Here is a 16,512-nt window from a genome sequence, read left to right as displayed (position 1 = left end):
GGGCGCGTGCGCGGGGCGTTGCCCCGCACCCCAGCAGGGGGCTGTCCGCCCCCTGCACCCCGGACCAGGCACGGCCTGGACCGAAGGCGGATAAACCGCGCGATGCGCGGTTTATCCGACGGGCCCGGGGCAAGACCACGAGCGGCGTTGCCTGCTGAGACAGCAGCGCTGCCACCTCGTCGAGCAGACACATCAACGCCGCGGTCTTGGCTGGCAAGCTCGTCGCTGGTCTTGCCACGGCCTGTTCGATGAACTGCGCGCAGCGCAGTTCATCGACCCCGGGTCCAGCGCTTGCGCAGGCCCCGGGTCCAGGGGTGGACAACCCCTGGTCGGGGTCCGGGGTGAAACCCCGGCGCTACGCTGCCGAGAGCCTAGAACTGGTGGGCCTCGGTTGACTCGTTCAGCGCGAGCGTCGAGGCGAGGCCGCCGGAGACCACCTGCGCGACCTGATCGAAATAGCCCGTGCCCACCTCGCGCTGGTGGCGCGTGGCCGTGTAGCCGGACTTCTCTGCGGCGAACTCGGCCTGCTGCAGCTCTGAGTACGCGCTCATGCCGCGCACCTTGTACTCGCGGGCGAGCTCGTACATCCCGTGATTCAGCGCGTGAAAGCCGGCAAGCGTGACGAACTGGAACTTGTAGCCCATGGCCCCGAGCTCGCGCTGGAACTTCGCGATCGTCAGATCGTCGAGGTTCTTCTTCCAGTTGAACGACGGCGAGCAGTTGTACGCGAGCAGTTTGCCCGGGAATTTTCCATGGACACCCTCGGCGAACTTGCGCGCTTCTTCGAGGTCCGGCGTGCTCGTCTCGCACCAGAGCATGTCCGCGTACGGCGCGTAGGCGAGCGCGCGTGCGATCGCCGCGTCGAGGCCGCCCTTGAACTGGAAGAAACCCTCGGGCGTGCGCTGGCCCGTGAGGAACGGGCGATCCCGAGGATCCACGTCGCTCGTGAGCAGCTTCGCGCTGTCGGCGTCCGTGCGGGCCACGAGGATCGTCGGCACGCCCATCACGTCGGAGGCGAGCCGTGCCGCCACGAGCGTCCGGATGAACTGGCTCGTCGGCACGAGCACCTTACCGCCCATGTGGCCGCACTTCTTCTCCGACGCGAGCTGGTCCTCGAAGTGCACGCCCGACGCGCCCGCCTCGATCATCCCCTTCATCAGCTCGAACGCGTTCAGTGGACCGCCGAAGCCCGCCTCCGCGTCCGCGACGATTGGCGCGAGCCAGTGCCGCTCGCGCTTGCCCTCGGCGTGATCGATCTGATCGGCGCGGAGCAGGGCCTGGTTGATCCGGCGCACCACGCTAGGGACGCTGTTTGCCGGGTAGAGGCTCTGATCCGGGTACATCTCGCCCGCGAGGTTTGCGTCCGCCGCGACCTGCCAGCCGCTCAGGTAGATCGCTTTCAGCCCCGCGCGCACCTGCTGCATCGCCTGGTTGCCCGTCATCGCGCCGAGCGCCGCCACGTAGTCCTCGCTGTGCAGGAGCTCCCAGAGCCGCTGCGCGCCGAGCTTCGCGATCGTGTGCTCGATGTGGAACGAGCCACGCAGCCGCTCCACGTCGGCCTCCGTGTACGGGCGGACGATGCCTTGAAAGCGGTTCGGCACGAGGCCGCTCTCGGAAACGGCAGCGGTGCGGATGGGAAGCGGATACGCGACGGACATGCGACTCTCTCCTTCAGCGGTTCATGCGGCGACGGGCGCCTTCTCGGTTTCCCCCGCGGACGTGGATGAAAGGGCGAGGAGACGTTCGTACGCGGGCAGCGTGAGGAACTCTTCGAGCTCGTCCGACGTGGTGAGCGTGGTGAAGAGCTCGCGCGCCTCCTCGAAGCGCCCGTGGGCGAATGCCTCGGCCCCGCGCTCCTTTGCGAGCTCTTCCATCGTCTCGTCGATCGTCCGGACGAGCCGCGCGTGATCGAGCGGCTCGCCCTCGACGGACACGCCGTGGTGCTGCCACTGCCACACCTGCGCGCGGCAGATCTCGGCTGTCGCGGCGTCCTCCATGAGGTCGTAGAGCGGCACGCATCCAATGCCGCGCAGCCACGCCTCGATGTAGAGGATGCCGACCTTGATGTTGTGCCGGAGCCCCGCCTCGGTGCGCGGGCCGTCGGGGACACGCAAGAGATCCTCGGCGAGAACGTTCACATCCTCGCGCTTCACGTCGATCTGGTTCGGACCGTCCATGTGCGCGTCGAAGATCTGCCGCGCGATCGGCACGAGCCCCGGGTGCGCGACCCACGTACCGTCGTGGCCGGCGTGCACCTCGCGGAGTTTGTCCGCTCGAACCTTGTCCAGGGCGGCGCGACCACGCGCTTCGTCGCCTTTGATCGGGATCTGCGCGGCCATTCCGCCCATCGCGTGTGCGCCGCGGCGGTGGCACGTCTTGACGACGAGGTCCGTGTAGGCCTTCAGGAACGGACGATCCATCGTGACGAGACCACGGTCTGGCAGGATGAATGCCGGGTCCGTGCCGAGCTTTTTGATGAAGCTGAAGATGTAGTCCCAGCGGCCGCAGTTCAGCCCGGCCGAGTGCTCGCGCAGCTCGTAGAGGATCTCGTCCATCTCGAACGCAGCGGGCAGCGTCTCGATGAGCACGGTGGCGCGGAGAGTGCCGGGCGGCAGATCCAGCTCGGCCTGTGCGCGCAGAAAGACGTCGTTCCAGAGGCGCGCCTCGAGGTGGCTCTCGAGCTTCGGCAGGTAGAAATAGGGGCGCTTGCCGCGCTCCACGAGGGCGCGCGCGTTGTGAAAGAAGTACAGGCCGAAATCGAAGAGCGACCCGGGCACGGGCAAGCCGTCCACGAGCATGTGCTTCTCCGGCAGATGCAAGCCCCGAGGACGAACGAAGAGGACGGCCGTGCGCTCGCCGAGCGTGTACGACTTGCCCGATGTGGGATCGACGTACCCGATCGATCCCCGCACGGCGTCGGCCAGATTTTTTTGCCCTTCGACGAGGTTCGCGAATGTCGGCGACGTCGCGTCCTCGAAATCGGCCATGAACACGTTCGCGCCGGAGTTCAGGGCATTGATGATCATCTTCCGGTCGACGGGGCCGGTGATCTCGACGCGTCGGTCCTGGAGTTCGTCGGGGATGGCTGCGACGGACCAATTCGCGGCGCGGAGCTCGGCCGTCTCTTCGAGGAAATCGGGGCGCTCGCCGGCGAGAAAGTGCGCGCGCCGCTCGGCTCGTCGGGCGAGGAGCGCGTCGAGGCGCCCGCGGAAGACGCGCGTGAGGTCGGCCACGAACTGAAGCGCCTCGGGCGTGAGCACATCGCCCTGCGAGGGGGTTCTCGGACCGAGGATCGTGACGGGAGAGGAGGTTCCTTGCATGGCTCAACGCTCCGCGTCCAACGCTGCGCGTCGTGACATACGAACTATTTGGTGTTTGCCATCTGTCGTCAATGAACGAAACAAATTCAGGGTGTTACGTATGTATGGTTCTCTCGTTTGACTTGCAGTCACAGTTGTAAATGTTGTAAACTCCCTTGCGAGTCATGTAGCAAACTGCAAGAGCTCCGCTGCTTTGCGCTATGGCCGAAAATACAATGCTGGGCGGAAAGGTGAGGGCGCTGCGTCGACGCGAGAACATGACGCAAGGGCAACTCGCCGAGCGGCTGGGGATCTCGCCGAGCTACCTCAACCTGATCGAGAACAACCGGCGCCCGCTCACGGCGCCCATGCTCATCAAGCTGGCGCAGCTCTTCGAGCTCGACCTGTCCACGTTCGGGACGGGCGGTGATGCCTCGATCGTCTCGGATCTACGTGAGGCGTTCGGCGATCCGCTCTTCGACAACCACGGCGTGACAACAGGCGATCTCAAAGAGCTCGCCGGAAGCTCTCCCACGCTCGCAAAGGCCGTGCTCGCGCTGTATCGCGCCTATCGCGATACCCGAGAATCCGCCGAAACACTCTCCGAGCGGCTCGAGGGCGGCGAGGGCGTGGCCGGCGTGGAGCCCACGCGATTGCCGACGGAAGAGGTCAGCGACCTGCTCCAGCGGCACATGAATTACTTCCCCACGCTCGAGGACGCCGCCGACGAAGTCCGTGCCCGCGGCAAGCTCGAATCCGACGACGTCTACCGTTCGCTCGTGCGTTACCTCGAAAAGGAGCACGACGCCGAGGTACGCCTGCTGCACGTCGCCGACGAACGCAAGGCCATGCGCCGCTACGATCCCGAGGCGCGGCGCCTCAGCCTGTCCGAGCTCTTGCCCCCACGCAGCCGGCGCTTCCAGCTCGCCCACCAGATCGGTCTGCTCTCGGCAAGCGACGCCATCGACAAACTGCTCGAAAGCGAGAGCGGTCTCTCGACGCCCGAATCACGCGCGCTCGCCCGCGTGGCGCTCGCCAATTACTTCGCGGCCGCGCTGCTCATGCCGTACGTGCCGTTTCACGGGGCCGCGCGCGCCGAGCGCTACGACATCGAGCTCCTGGCGCATCGCTTCGGCACGAGCTTCGAGCAGGTCTGCCACCGCCTGACCACCTTGCGCAGGCCGGGCGCGGAGGGCGTGCCCTTCCACTTCTTGCGCATCGACATCGCCGGCAACATCTCCAAGCGCTTCAGCGGCTCGGGCATCCGCTTCGCGCGCTTCAACGGCGCCTGCCCGCGCTGGGCCGTTCATACGGCATTCCTGACGCCAGGGATGATCCGGGTGCAGCTCTCCCGCATGACCGACGGGACGAGGTATTTCTGCGTCGCCAGGACCGTGCGCAACGATCGCGGCGGCTACCACGCGCCGCACTCGATGCTCTCCGTGAGCATCGGCTGCGAGGCAAGGTTCGCGCGAGAGCTCGTCTATTCGGACGGCGTCGACGTGGAGAGCAACGAGGCGCTCGTGCCGGTAGGCGTGACATGCAGGCTCTGCGAGCACCACGATTGCGAGCAGCGGGTCTTCCCGCCGATGCAGCACCCGCTCCGCATCGACGAGAACATGCGTGGCGTGAGCTTTTTCGGGCCCACGCCGAAGCGATGAGTTTCGCTGCGTAGCGCCGGGGTTTCACCCCGGGCCCGACCAGGGGTTGTCCACCCCTGGACCCGGACCAGGCACGGCCTGGACCGAGGGTGCAAAGGCCGCGATGCGGTCGATGCAAGGGTCTCTTAGATGCCTACGATCGCGGAGAGCGCTTTTTCAAGCTCGGTCATGCGCGTCTTGGCGCGGCTCTCGGCCGCGGCGATGGCCTCGCCCGGTGTCATGGGCTCGCGGATGTCGAAGTAGAATTTGATCTTCGGCTCGGTCCCGCTCGGCCGCGCGATGATGCGGCTGCCGCCCTCGAGATCCAGCGCGATCATGTTGCTCTTCGGGAGCGTGAGCGGTTCGGTGCGGCCATCCGGGAGCGTGCGGATCTGCGCCTGGAAATCGGCGAGCGCGAGCACGGCGAGAGCGCCGACGCGCGAGGGCTTCGAGGCGCGCAGCCGATCCATCGCGGCCTGGATCTGCGCGAGGCCCTCGGTGCCGGGCAGCGTCACGGAGCGCTGGCCGCTCGCGTAGAGGCCATACCGACGCGAGAGGGCCTCGAGCTCGTCGAGCAGGCTCTTGCCGCCAGCCTGGATGACGCTCGCGAGCTCGGCGAAGAGCAGCGCCGCGCCGATGCCGTCCTTGTCGCGCACCAGCGTGCCCACCGTGTACCCGAGCGCCTCCTCGTACCCGAAGACGAACGCCGCGCCCTCCGCGCGTTCGAGATCCATCGCGCGGTTCGCGATCCACTTGAAGCCGGTCAACGTCTCCTCGTACCGGACCCCGAGCGCGCGCGCGATCGCGCCGAGCATGGGCGACGAGACGATCGACGCGATCACGAGCTTCTTGCCGGCGTCCTCGACAGGCACGTCATCCGAGAGACAAGCCGGCGTGCGCGTGAGCAGATAATGGCCGAGCAGCGTGCCGACCTGGTTGCCCGTGAGCTGTACGTATCCGCCCTCGGGTCGACGCACGGCGACGGCGAGGCGATCGACGTCGGGATCGTTCGCGAGGACGATCGTCGCACCCTCGCGCGCGGCGAGCGCGAAGGAGAGATCCATCGCGCCCTTCTCCTCGGGATTCGGGAAGGCCACGGTCGGGAACGCGCCGTCCGGCTCCGCTTGCTCGGGCACGGTCGTGACCCGGGAAAACCCCGCGGCCGCGAGCGCCGCCCGCACGAGCCGGTTCCCCACACCATGCAGCGGCGTGTACACGATCGAGAGCGATCGATCGCCGTCGCCCCGCACCGAGAGCGCGGCGATCGCGGCGAGGTATCGATCGTCGAGATCATTTGGGAACGAACGAACGAGCCCCTTCGCGCGGGCCGCGTCGAGGTCCGACCGGGGCACGTCCTTCGCCGCCGGCGAGGCGTCGATCGCGGCCGCGATGCCCTTGTCGTGCGGCGGGATGATCTGCGCGCCGTTGCCCCAGTAGACCTTGTAGCCGTTGTACTCGGGCGGGTTGTGGCTGGCCGTGATCATCACGCCGGCCACGGCCCCGAGCGCCTGCACCGCGTACGCCGTGACGGGCGTGGGGCAGGGGATCGGCGAGAGGATCGCCGGGATGCCGGCCGCGGCGAAGGCACACGCGGTGTCCTCGGCGAACTCGCGGCTCATCCGCCGGCCGTCGTAGCCGATCACGACCCCACGCGCGCGCGCAGCGGCCTCGTCCGTCGCGAGCAGGTACCGCGCGAGCCCGGCCGTCGTCCGCAGAACGACCGCGCGGTTCATACGGGTCTCGCCCGCGCCGATGATGCCTCGCAGCCCCGCCGTGCCGAACTCGAGCGGCCCCGCGAAGCGCTCGGCGAGATCCCTCGAGGCGCTCGCCCTCTGCGCCGGATCGGCGGCGGAGGAAGCGACCTCGACGAGGTGCGTGAGCTCTTTGCGGGTCTCGGGATCGGGGTCGGCTTCGATCCAGCTTCGGGCGCGTTCGAGAAGGTCGGTCATCGTGCGGAGAAATGTATCACCGCTTCTCTTTCGCGAGCGCCTCCGCGAAGAGCGTGTCGTACCGTCCGCCCACGAAGGCCTCCGATACAAGGACCTGGCGGAGGAACCGGAGGTTCGTCGCGGCCGGACCGGCGGGGCCCACGAGATCGAGCGTGGTCTGGGCGAGCGCCTCGTCGAGCCGGGCGATCGCCTCGGCGCGGCTCCGGCCGGACGCGACGATCTTGGCGATCATCGGATCGTAGAAGGGCGTGACCTCCGAGCCCTCCTCGACCCCGGTCTCGATCCGCAGATCCCCGCCGGCCGGGGCCCAGACGAGCTTTTCGATGCGGCCGGGCTGCGGGGCGAACTTTTTCGCGGGATCCTCGGCGTAGACGCGCGCCTCGATCGAATGCCCTCGCCCCTCGGCCGCGAGCACCTCGGGCGCGAGGCGCTCACCGGCGGCGACGCGGATCTGCTGCTCCACGAGGTCGATGCCCCAGACCATCTCGGTCACGCAGTGCTCGACCTGGAGACGCGCGTTGACCTCGAGGAAGAAAATTTCGCCGTCACCCGAGGCGACGAACTCGACCGTGCCCGCGCCGACGTACCCGACGCTCCGGACGATCCGTTTGGCCTGCTCGAAGAGATCCTTCCGTTTGGCCTCGCCCGCTTCGCCTTGGAAAAACGGGGCCGGCGAGGGCGTCTCCTCCACGATCTTCTGGTGCCGGCGCTGCACGCTGCACTCGCGCTCGCCGAGCGCGACGACGTTGCCATGCGTGTCGGCCAGGATCTGCACCTCGATGTGCTTGGGCGCGCGCATGTAGCGCTCGAGGTAGACGCGCGCGTCGCCGAACGCGCTCTTGCCGCGATCCGAGCAAGCCGTGAGGGCGCGCGGGAGTTTTCCGAGGTCCTCGACGATCTGCATGCCGATGCCGCCGCCGCCGCCCGCGGCCTTCACCAGGATCGGCAGGCCGATGCGCTCGGCCTCGCGCGTGGCAAACTCGACGTCGTCCGCGCTGATGGGCCCGTCCGTGCCGGGCGGCGGCGAGACGCCTACGCGCTTGGCCACCTCGCGCGCCTTGATCTTGTCGCCGAAGGCGTCGAGCGCCTCGGGGCGCGGGCCGATGAAGACGATGCCGGCGTCGTTCACCGCGCGGCAGAAGGCCTCTTTCTCGCTCAGCAGGCCGTAGCCGGGGTGGATCGCGCGCGCGCCGGTTTGCTTGGCCGCTGCGATGACGGCCTCGATCGAGAGGTAGCTGTCTTTGACGGGCGGCGGTCCGATCCGCACGGCTTCGTCGGCCATGCGGACATGCGGGGCGTTCGCGTCGGCGTCCGAGTAGACGGCGACGACGGGAATCCCGAGGCGCTTGCAAGTGCGGGCGATGCGGCAGGCGATTTCGCCGCGGTTGGCGATGAGGATCTTTGCGAACACGGTCCCAGCGATCTGGGCGTGTGCCCGCGGGACGTCAAGAGCGGTCGATGGACGACGCCGACTTCCTGAATCCTTTGACCTTCGGCTTCGCGCCGAGCAGCACGAGCTGACCGCATGCAGCCGAGACATCGTCGCCGCGCCGGCGCCGGATGAAGCACGAATAACCCGCGTCCACGAGGGCCTTCTGGAACGCGAAGACGCGCGCCATCTCCGGCGGGCCGAGCGTCGAGGCCTCGATGGGGTTCATCGGGATCAAATTAATCTTCACGGGCACGCCTCGGAGTAGCTTCGCGAGCTTCTTCGCCTCGGCGACGTCGTCGTTTTTCCCGGACACGAGCGTGTACTCGATGGTGATGCGCCGGCGCCGCTGCATCGGGTAGGCCTTGAGCGCCGCGAGAAGCTCCGCGATCGGGTACTTCTTGTTGATCGGCATCAGCGCCGAGCGGCTCTCGTCATCCGCCGCGTGGAGCGAGATGGCGAGCGCGATCTGCCCGTTGAAATCACGCCCGAGACGCTCGATCTCCGGGACGAGGCCCGAGGTCGAGACGGTCACGCGGCGCGTGGACAGCGCGATCCCGTCGGGGTGCGTGAGAAGCCGGAGCGCGCGTGCCGTGCCGTCGTAGTTGTGCAGCGGCTCGCCCATGCCCATGAACACGACGTTCCGCAGTGCCTCGCCCTCGTCGAGCAGCGCGCGTCCAAGCAGGACCTGCGCGACGATCTCCTCCGGCCCGAGGTGCCGCTTCCACCCGGCCACGCCGCTCGCGCAGAACACGCACCCCATCGCGCAGCCGACCTGCGTGGAGATGCACTGGGTCACGCGGATCTTGCCGCGGAACGCCTCCTCCGTGGCCGCGTCGTCTTCCTCTTCGTCGTCGTCCGCGACGGCCGCGTCGGCGTCGATCTCGGGCTCGGGGCGCGCGCCGGGACCGCTCACCGCGGGCAAGAGGACCGTCTCGATCGTGGCGCCGTCTTTCAAGCGCACGACGAGCTTGCGCGTGCCGTCGGCCGAGCGGTGCACGTGCACGATCTCGGCGATCGAGCCGAGCCCCTCCTCGGCGAGGGAGGCGCGCAGGCGCGCGGAGACGTTTGTCATCGCGGCGGGCTCGACAACGCCGTGACGGTGGATCCAGCCGAAGATCTGCTTGGCCGCGAAGGCCCGCTCGCCGCGTGAGGTGAGCGCATCGCGCCATTCTTCGGGGAGACGCGCGATGGGATGAACGGATGCGGCAGGCTTCACGATGGCGTCGTGGTTAGTGCGCGCGAGACGTAGCGGCAAGGGAGCGAACAAGAGTTGCTGCGAGGACAGGGTCGAAACGTCGGGATCGGCCGCGGAAACGGCCGGGACGGACTCTTGGGCCCGTTTGCTTTACGGGTGATGGAATCTGGCGTAGCCTGGATGAATCCCGAAAAAGAACGGACCTAGGGAGTCACCATGGGTGTCAGCTTTTCCCAGGCAGCGCGGCGAGTGGCGACGAAGTATGTCGATGGTTCGTCCCTCGACGCCGCTGTGGAGGTACTGGGAGCGCGTGCCGAGAAGGACATCGACGCGCTGGATTCCGAGGGCAAGGCCAGCCTGATCAGTTTCCTCGTGCGCAACCTCCGCGAGCTCAGCGTGGAAGAGGCCACCGAGCTCGAGCGCAAGCTGCTCCGTGAGATGGGCGCGGTGCCGAAACCGATGAAGACGATCGTCGTGAAGGACGACATCTCGGTGATCACGCTGCGCAACTACGTCCGGTACCTCTGCGTCTACCTCGGGATGGAGTGGAACCGAGGCATGCTCCTGCAGTCGGCCGTCTCGGATCTCGCCCGCTTCGCGCTCACGCGCGGCGCCGGGACGTTCGAGATCTCGGCCGCGCGCGAGAAGGTGAGCTTCCGCGTGCACATCGACGGGCAGGTCGCGATCGGCGGCGCGTGGCTCTCCACGTCGAACGAGCCGCTGCTCGCCGGCGTGCGTAACCTCGCGCGAGGCCTCCGGAGCACCTCGGGCGCGCAAGGGTCGCAGCTCGAGTTCGACGTCGAGTGGGCGGCTGCCGTCGCCTGACCGTCGGGCTCGCCTCGCGGCTCTCGCGAACAAGGGGAAGAGAAAAACGTCATGGGGATCGTGTTGGACTTGTTCGCGCTTCCGCGAGCCGAGCGCTCGCGGACGCGCAAGCTTCGTAACGCGTTTTTCAGCGCATATCTGGAGAAGAACCCCGACGCGCATCGCGTCGAGGTCGACATCGTGCGCGACGTGGACAAGCTGCCGGCCTGGGACGAGTGGGACGTCCAGACCAAGTTCGAGATGCTGTACGGCGAGGGCAACCTCGACGAGGAGATGGCCACGCGCTGGAACGCGCTCAGCCGGTGGACCGATCAGCTCCACCAGGCGAACCTGATCGTCCTCTCGACGCCCATGTGGAACCTTTCGATCCCGTGGCAGCTCAAGCGCTGGATCGACGCGGTCGTGCAGGCGCGCCTCACGTTCGAGGTGCAGAAGGGCGAGTTCAAGGGCCTGCTCGGCGGGCGCCCCGTCGTCCTGCTCGTCTCGCGCGACGGCGCGTATCCGCCGGGATCGCCCTTCGCTTCGTGGGATTTTCAGGTGCCGTACCTCAAGACGATCCTCGGGCTCATGGGCCTCGGTCCGTTCCACGAGGTGATCGCCGAGCCGATGGGCCTCGGCGGCCCGCAGGTCGCGAAAGAGGCGCTCGAGGCGGCCATCGGTCGCGCCACCGAGCTCGCGAAAACGCTTTGAAGGACGATTCCCGCACCCCCAACCCCTCTCCCTCGCGGGAGAGGGGAGCATCAAGGCACTGATGCTGGGTTCTTCGGCGCCCGCTTCACCCGCTCCAGGCTCTGCGTGCTGAAGTAGACGTGCGTCGCGTCCACCGCGACGTAACACGGTCGATCCTGCCCGCTCGCGAGGACTGTCGGCTCACCGCCCGCGAGGGGCTTCTTCAGGATGCGCCCGCGCGTGCTCGCGCCCGCCCCACCGACCTCGCCAGGATCCGACCAGTAAACGGCCTCGCCGTCGATCGCCATCGAGCACATGCGGTTGTCGGCGACCGCGACGTCAAACGCGGGGCCGCCTTTGACGGGCGCGCTGCGCACCGCGGCGCGCGTCCCATCGAGATCCTTCGCGGAGATCCAGTACAGGTTCGTCCCGACGACCGCGATGCGTTTGACGCGGTCCTGGCCATACGAGACGACCTCGATCGGGCCGCCGCCGATCGGCATCCGCACGACCTCGCCCTGCTTGTTCACGTCTTGCCGCGCCCAGTACACGTGCGTCGCGTCCACCGCGAGCCCGCTCGGCTGGCGCTCGCCCGCCGCGAGCACCTTGTGCGCCCCGCCCGCGAGCGGCGCGCACGCCACGAAGCCGTCCATGTAGTCGCGCTCCACGGTGCCGCCGTCGACCCAGTACGCGTGCGTCGCGGAGACCGCCACCGCGCTCGGCAGCACGAGCCTCGAGGCGAGCACGCGTGGCTCGCCCGATCCATCGAGCGGAAAGGCCATGATCTTGCCTTGCCCGTCGGTCATGAGGCCCCCCGCGTCCGCGACGACGAGCACGTTCTTGCCGAGCGCGACGTCGAGCGGCATGCCCCCCGATCCAAGCGTGGTCTCCGCGCCGCCCGCCACGGGGACCGCGAGGATCCGCTGCCCGAGGAGCGACTCGCCGAAGTAGACGCGTGCCCCGTCGGTCGCGAGGCCCGCGATGAGCGCCTTGCCCTGCGAGACCACGAGATCCCCGGGCTGCGCAGGCGCGCGCGTGCCGAGCATGCCCCGATCCTGGAGGGTTGGTCGCTCGAGGTACGGGTTCGGCATTCCAAACGTGTCCGGCGTCGGGCGCTCGTCCACGGCGCAGCGGGAGTAGAAAAACGCGGCCTGGGCGGCGACGACGACGGCGAGGACGGCCCAGCGCCACGAGCGCGCTGGCGCGGGCGGAGGGGATTGCGAGGCGTTCACGCGCGGCATGGTAACCGGCCTCGGCGCGCGCGGGCAGGACAGGAGAGGAGAACGGACCGCGCGGGCCCCGCGTGCTACGGGTTCGTCATGGCCAGGCCTTTTGATCCCGTCGTCGTCCCCCCGCTCGAGGAGCAGCGCGGTCAGACCTTCCCTCGCCTCGTCGAGCTCATGCAACGCCTGCTCGCGCCGGACGGCTGCCCCTGGGACAGAAAGCAATCGTTCGAGACGCTGCGCAAGTACGTGCTCGAAGAGGCGTGCGAGGTGATCGACGCGATCGACGCGGGCGATCGCCAAGAGCTCCGCGGCGAGCTCGGGGACCTCTTGCTGCAGGTCGTGTTCCAGGCGGAGCTCGGGCGTGCGGAGGGCGCGTTTGGTCCGGACGACGTGGTCGCCGCGATCTGCGAGAAGCTCGTGCGGCGGCATCCGCACGTCTTCGCGGACACGACGGTCGAGGACGCGGACGAGGTCTTGCGCAACTGGGAGCTCATCAAGGCGAAGGAGCGCGCGAACAAGCCCGATCAGGGGCTCTTGTCGGGCGTGCCGCGCAGCTTGCCGGCGCTCGTGCGTGCGCAGCGCATTGGCGAGAAGGTCGCGCGTGTGGGCTTCGACTGGCCGGACGTCGCGGGATCACGGGCCAAGGTGGCCGAGGAGATCCGCGAGCTCGACGAGGCCATCGCGACGGGCGACACGGGTGCGATCGAGGCGGAGCTCGGGGACGCGCTCTTCGCGCTGGTGAACCTCGCGCGGCACGTGAACGTGGACGCCGAGAGCGCGCTGCGCCGCACGATCGACAAGTTCACGCGCCGCTTCGACCACGTCGAAGCCCGCGTCCGCGAGCGCCACGGCGGCTGGCCCGATCCGGGCGGGGAGGATCACCTCACGCTTGAGGAGCTCGACGTCTACTGGGAGGAGTCCAAGAAATCGGGTAGGTAAAGCGCATGTCCGAACAGGTCCTCTTGGTCGAGCACGAAGGCCCCGTTGCCGTCGTCACGTTGAACAGGCCCCGGGCGAAAAACGCGCTCGACACCGAGCTCATCAGCGCGCTCCTCGAGACGCTGCCGCGGCTGGGCGAAGACGCGTCGGTGCGCGTGGTGGTGCTCACGGGCGCGGGCGGCGCGTTCTGCGCGGGCGCCGATCTCAAGAACGCGATGAGTGGCCTGCAGGCCGCGGGCGGCCTCGACGCGATCATGGATCGCTACCACGGGATCATTCGCGCGATCGTGAACGCGCCGAAGCCGTTCGTCGCGATGGTCGAGGGCCCGGCGGTGGGCTTCGGCTGCGATCTCGCGCTGGCGTGTGAGCTCCGGATGTTCGGCCAGGATGCGTACCTGGAAGAGCGCTTCGTGAAGATCGGGCTCATGCCGGACGGCGGCGGATCGTTCTGGCTGCCGCGCCTCGTCGGCCTTGGCCGTGCGATGGAGATCATGCTGACGGGTGATCGCATCTCGGCCGATCGCGCGCTCTCGCTTGGCCTCGCGAACCACGTGCTCCCTGCGGCCGAGCTTCGCGCGGAGACGATGAAGCTTGCCGGGCGCCTCGCGAAGGGCCCGCCGCTCGCGTACGCCGAGATCAAGCGCGCCGTTCGTCTGAGCCTCGGCAGCACCATCGACGAGGCGCTCGATCGCGAGAAGGCCGGGCAGGTGAAGCTCCTGCAGTCGGCCGACTGCATGGAAGGCGTGCTTTCCTGGATGGAAAAGCGCGAGCCTTCGTTCCAGGGCAAATAATTCTGCTTGCATCGACCGCATCGCGGTCGATGCACCCGAGGTCCAGGGCTGCGCCCTGGTTCGGGTCCAGGGGCGAAGAGCCCCTGGTCGGGTCCGGGGTGAAACCCCGGCGAGACGCCTCGAACGTTCTTCCGATCGTGGCGCTAGTGCAGCCGCTGGCCCAGCTCCTTCACGTTGATCTCCGCGAACACGCCGTAATGATCCGAGGCCGCGACGCCATCGTGGTTCTCGGTCATCACCACCTCGGCCGACAGCGGCTTGCCGCGGCCCGTGCCGAGCTCGGGCCCGCGCACGAGGATGTAGTCGATGCGCCGCGGGAACTCGTGCGTCAGCGCGGCGTAGGGGTTCTTCTCCGAGTCGAACGTGTAGCCCGGGGGCGCGCCGAGGTGCTCGAAGCAGTCGGTGAAGTGCACGCTCTTGCCTCCGAGCGACTGGAGCCCGAGCAAGAAGCGCATCTCGGCCGAGTTCGGCACCGCGTTGAAGTCGCCTACGAGCACGGCCGGAAGATCCGCGCCGATCGGGGTCTCGTGCATCACGTACTCGGCGATGGAGACGACCTGGGACTCGCGCGCCACGCCGTCGTGGAACTTCCAGTTGAGGTGCGTCACGAAAAACGGAAGCGTCCCCGCGGGCGTCCGGATCTTCGCGTGGAGGAGCGCGCGCCGCTCCTCGTCGCCGGCCGTGGGCAGCGGGTGCACGATGCGCTTCTCGATCGGGAAGCGTGAGAGGACGGCGTTGCCGAAGTGCATGCCGTCGCCGAGATCGTGCGCCATCCCGAAGGCGGCGTCGTAGCCGAGGCCATCGCGGATCTCGTCGGCCTGCGTGCGATCGTTGTAGAAGATGACCTCTTGCAGCCCGATGACGTCCGGTGAGAGGCGGCGGATGCCTTCGCGGATGAGCTCGAGCCGCCGCTCCCAGGGACCCTTCTTGTTCCAGATGTTGAGCGTGAGGACGCGCAGCCGTTCCATGCTCCTCTCGGGCTACGCCACGATGGCGGCTCAGGCGAGCGGCCGAGGGGGCGTCGCGTGGCGTAATTTTTTCGGACTCCGAGCGCGCGCGCGAGCGCGGCCTCCGTGGCCGACCGAGACGTGCGCGCCGAGCCGTGGTAGCAAGGCGCTCGGAACGGAAAGGACGGAGGCGATGAAGCGTGTCGTGACCCTGGGAGCCCTGGCCTTCTTGGCCCTTTTCTCGTCGCTCGGGTGTTCGAGCAAGATGGAGCCGAAGGAGTGCGACAAGATCCGTGGGGAGGCGTTCGACCTCCTCAACAAGGCGCAGCACTGCAACGTCGACGCCGACTGCAAGCAGAGCGAGTGGCCCGGCTGCGCGAAGCCCGTGAACGGTCAGACGCTCGACACGATCAAGCCGATGGCCGCGAACTACAAGAAGGGCCAGTGCGAGGAGCCTCAGCTCAAGTGCGCTTCGCCGACGCCCGAGAGTTACTGCAAGCAGGGCCTCTGCGTGCACCGCGAGAAGGGCATGAGCGAAGGCGCGGGCGCGCCGGCCGGTGACATCATCGTCAAGTGACGAACCAGGATCCGTGATGGAAGCGAGCTCGTTTTACGCAGGCAAGCGCGTGGTCGTGACCGGCGCGGGGGGCTTCATCGGCAGTCACCTCGTGGAGGCCCTCGTGCGCGAGGGCGCGAACGTACGCGCGCTCGTCCGCTACACGTCGAGCTCGCAGCGCGGCCACCTCGATCGCGTCCCCTCGAGCGTGCTCGGGCACGTGGAGGTCGTCCTCGGCAACGTCGAGGACGCCGCCGGCGTGCGCAAGCTCGTGCGGGGCGCGGACGTGGTCTTCCACCTCGCCGCGCTGATCGGGATCCCCTACTCGTACGTGGCCCCGCACCAGTACGTGGCGACGAACGTGTCGGGCACGTTGAACGTACTCGAAGCGGCGCGCGAGTACGGCGCCCGCGTCGTGCACACGTCGACGAGCGAGACGTACGGATCGGCGCGGTATGCGCCGATCGACGAGGCGCATCCGCTCACGGGGCAGTCGCCCTACTCGGCCACGAAGATCGGCGCGGACAAGCTCGCCGAGAGTTATTTCCTCTCGTTCGGCACGCCCGTCGCCACGATCCGCCCCTTCAACACGTACGGCCCGCGCCAGTCGTCGCGCGCGTTCATCCCGAGCGTGATGAAGCAGCTCGCGGCGGGGCGCGACGTCGTGCGCGTGGGCAGCACGCGGCCGAAGCGCGACCTCAACTTCGTCGACGACACCGTGGCGGGCTTCCTCGCCGTCGGCGCGAGTGATCGCGCCCTCGGGCAAGTCATCAACGTGGGCAGCGGCCGGACGATCTCCATGGGCGAGCTCGCCGAGCTCATCTTCGAGGTTTCCGGCAAACCGGCGCGCCTCGAGACGGACGACGCGCGCGTGCGGCCCGACGCGAGCGAGGTCGAGCTCCTGCTTGCCGATTGCCGCAAGGCCAAGGAGCTCGTTGGATACGAGCCGCGCGTGACCCTCGAAGAGGGCCTCCAGAAGACGTGGGCGTACGTCCTCGAGCGCATCGCCGATTATCGGCCGGACGAGTACGCGATCTGATCGGA

The 16,512-nt window shown here is 68.2% G+C and carries 14 protein-coding genes; 7 read left to right on the top strand and 7 right to left on the bottom strand.

The annotated features are described in order from the left end of the window. Positions 1 to 371: 371 nt before the first annotated feature. Both aceA and aceB read right to left on the bottom strand, forming a co-directional pair. On the bottom strand, positions 372 to 1,658 hold the full coding sequence (gene aceA, locus KEG57_RS34765) for an isocitrate lyase (protein WP_272421645.1): 1,287 nt from the start codon (positions 1,656 to 1,658) through the stop codon (positions 372 to 374). Positions 1,659 to 1,679: 21 nt separating this feature from the next. Continuing rightward, complete coding sequence (gene aceB, locus KEG57_RS34760) at positions 1,680 to 3,320, bottom strand: malate synthase A (RefSeq protein WP_276073344.1); 1,641 nt, start codon at positions 3,318 to 3,320, stop codon at positions 1,680 to 1,682. A 200-nt stretch (positions 3,321 to 3,520) separates the two neighbouring features. On the opposite strand from aceB, the gene KEG57_RS34755 reads away from it, so the two are divergent. Then, complete coding sequence (locus tag KEG57_RS34755) at positions 3,521 to 4,960, top strand: helix-turn-helix domain-containing protein (protein ID WP_272421646.1); 1,440 nt, start codon at positions 3,521 to 3,523, stop codon at positions 4,958 to 4,960. Between the two features lie 125 nt (positions 4,961 to 5,085). Here the strand turns inward: KEG57_RS34755 and KEG57_RS34750 are convergent, their stop codons facing one another. From KEG57_RS34750 to rlmN, 3 genes are read right to left on the bottom strand one after another with little or no spacing between them, the layout of a single operon-like run. Then, positions 5,086 to 6,888, bottom strand: a complete 1,803-nt coding sequence (locus KEG57_RS34750; protein ID WP_272421647.1) for a phospho-sugar mutase — start codon at positions 6,886 to 6,888, stop codon at positions 5,086 to 5,088. Between the two features lie 16 nt (positions 6,889 to 6,904). Further along, a complete protein-coding gene (locus tag KEG57_RS34745) occupies positions 6,905 to 8,299 on the bottom strand; it encodes an acetyl-CoA carboxylase biotin carboxylase subunit (RefSeq protein WP_272421648.1) in 1,395 nt (464 codons plus the stop codon). 34 nt (positions 8,300 to 8,333) lie between these two features. After that, positions 8,334 to 9,536, bottom strand: a complete 1,203-nt coding sequence (gene rlmN / locus KEG57_RS34740; RefSeq protein WP_272421650.1) for a dual-specificity RNA methyltransferase RlmN — start codon at positions 9,534 to 9,536, stop codon at positions 8,334 to 8,336. Between the two features lie 195 nt (positions 9,537 to 9,731). Between rlmN and KEG57_RS34735 the strand changes: the two genes are divergently transcribed. Further along, a complete protein-coding gene (locus tag KEG57_RS34735; protein WP_272421651.1) occupies positions 9,732 to 10,340 on the top strand; it encodes a hypothetical protein in 609 nt (202 codons plus the stop codon). Between the two features lie 51 nt (positions 10,341 to 10,391). Further along, positions 10,392 to 11,030 (top strand): FMN-dependent NADH-azoreductase, encoded by a 639-nt coding sequence (locus tag KEG57_RS34730; protein ID WP_272421652.1) that lies wholly within the window; start codon positions 10,392 to 10,394, stop codon positions 11,028 to 11,030. 50 nt (positions 11,031 to 11,080) lie between these two features. On the opposite strand, the gene KEG57_RS34725 is transcribed toward KEG57_RS34730, so the two are convergent. Continuing rightward, on the bottom strand, positions 11,081 to 12,241 hold the full coding sequence (locus KEG57_RS34725; protein ID WP_272421653.1) for a hypothetical protein: 1,161 nt from the start codon (positions 12,239 to 12,241) through the stop codon (positions 11,081 to 11,083). Positions 12,242 to 12,328: 87 nt separating this feature from the next. Here KEG57_RS34725 and mazG point away from each other — a divergent pair, with 87 nt between their 5' ends. Further along, positions 12,329 to 13,174, top strand: coding sequence for a nucleoside triphosphate pyrophosphohydrolase (mazG, locus tag KEG57_RS34720; RefSeq protein ID WP_272459223.1), 846 nt, complete (start codon positions 12,329 to 12,331; stop codon positions 13,172 to 13,174). A 5-nt stretch (positions 13,175 to 13,179) separates the two neighbouring features. Continuing rightward, entirely contained in the window at positions 13,180 to 13,965 is a 786-nt protein-coding gene (locus KEG57_RS34715; protein ID WP_272421655.1) for an enoyl-CoA hydratase, read from the top strand. Between the two features lie 143 nt (positions 13,966 to 14,108). Here the strand turns inward: KEG57_RS34715 and KEG57_RS34710 are convergent, their stop codons facing one another. Further along, positions 14,109 to 14,933 (bottom strand): endonuclease/exonuclease/phosphatase family protein, encoded by an 825-nt coding sequence (locus KEG57_RS34710; protein WP_272421656.1) that lies wholly within the window; start codon positions 14,931 to 14,933, stop codon positions 14,109 to 14,111. Between the two features lie 172 nt (positions 14,934 to 15,105). Between KEG57_RS34710 and KEG57_RS34705 the strand changes: the two genes are divergently transcribed. Both KEG57_RS34705 and KEG57_RS34700 read left to right on the top strand, forming a co-directional pair. Beyond that, positions 15,106 to 15,489, top strand: a complete 384-nt coding sequence (locus KEG57_RS34705) for a hypothetical protein (protein WP_272421657.1) — start codon at positions 15,106 to 15,108, stop codon at positions 15,487 to 15,489. A 16-nt stretch (positions 15,490 to 15,505) separates the two neighbouring features. Beyond that, positions 15,506 to 16,507, top strand: coding sequence for a GDP-mannose 4,6-dehydratase (locus KEG57_RS34700; RefSeq protein WP_272421658.1), 1,002 nt, complete (start codon positions 15,506 to 15,508; stop codon positions 16,505 to 16,507). The last annotated feature ends 5 nt before the right edge of the window (positions 16,508 to 16,512 follow it).

This window comes from Polyangium jinanense, assembly GCF_028435365.1.
Note: the sequence above shows the minus strand (reverse complement) of the source record. Positions and strands in the feature narration are given on the sequence as shown.

Coding starts and splice junctions, on each gene's coding strand:
- aceA (WP_272421645.1), bottom strand. CDS start 1,658: ATGTCCGTCGCGTATCCGCTTCCCATCCGCACCGCTGCCGTTTCCGAG.
- aceB (WP_276073344.1), bottom strand. CDS start 3,320: ATGCAAGGAACCTCCTCTCCCGTCACGATCCTCGGTCCGAGAACCCCC.
- KEG57_RS34755 (WP_272421646.1), top strand. CDS start 3,521: ATGGCCGAAAATACAATGCTGGGCGGAAAGGTGAGGGCGCTGCGTCGA.
- KEG57_RS34750 (WP_272421647.1), bottom strand. CDS start 6,888: ATGACCGACCTTCTCGAACGCGCCCGAAGCTGGATCGAAGCCGACCCC.
- KEG57_RS34735 (WP_272421651.1), top strand. CDS start 9,732: ATGGGTGTCAGCTTTTCCCAGGCAGCGCGGCGAGTGGCGACGAAGTAT.
- KEG57_RS34730 (WP_272421652.1), top strand. CDS start 10,392: ATGGGGATCGTGTTGGACTTGTTCGCGCTTCCGCGAGCCGAGCGCTCG.
- mazG (WP_272459223.1), top strand. CDS start 12,329: ATGGCCAGGCCTTTTGATCCCGTCGTCGTCCCCCCGCTCGAGGAGCAG.
- KEG57_RS34715 (WP_272421655.1), top strand. CDS start 13,180: ATGTCCGAACAGGTCCTCTTGGTCGAGCACGAAGGCCCCGTTGCCGTC.
- KEG57_RS34710 (WP_272421656.1), bottom strand. CDS start 14,933: ATGGAACGGCTGCGCGTCCTCACGCTCAACATCTGGAACAAGAAGGGT.
- KEG57_RS34705 (WP_272421657.1), top strand. CDS start 15,106: ATGAAGCGTGTCGTGACCCTGGGAGCCCTGGCCTTCTTGGCCCTTTTC.
- KEG57_RS34700 (WP_272421658.1), top strand. CDS start 15,506: ATGGAAGCGAGCTCGTTTTACGCAGGCAAGCGCGTGGTCGTGACCGGC.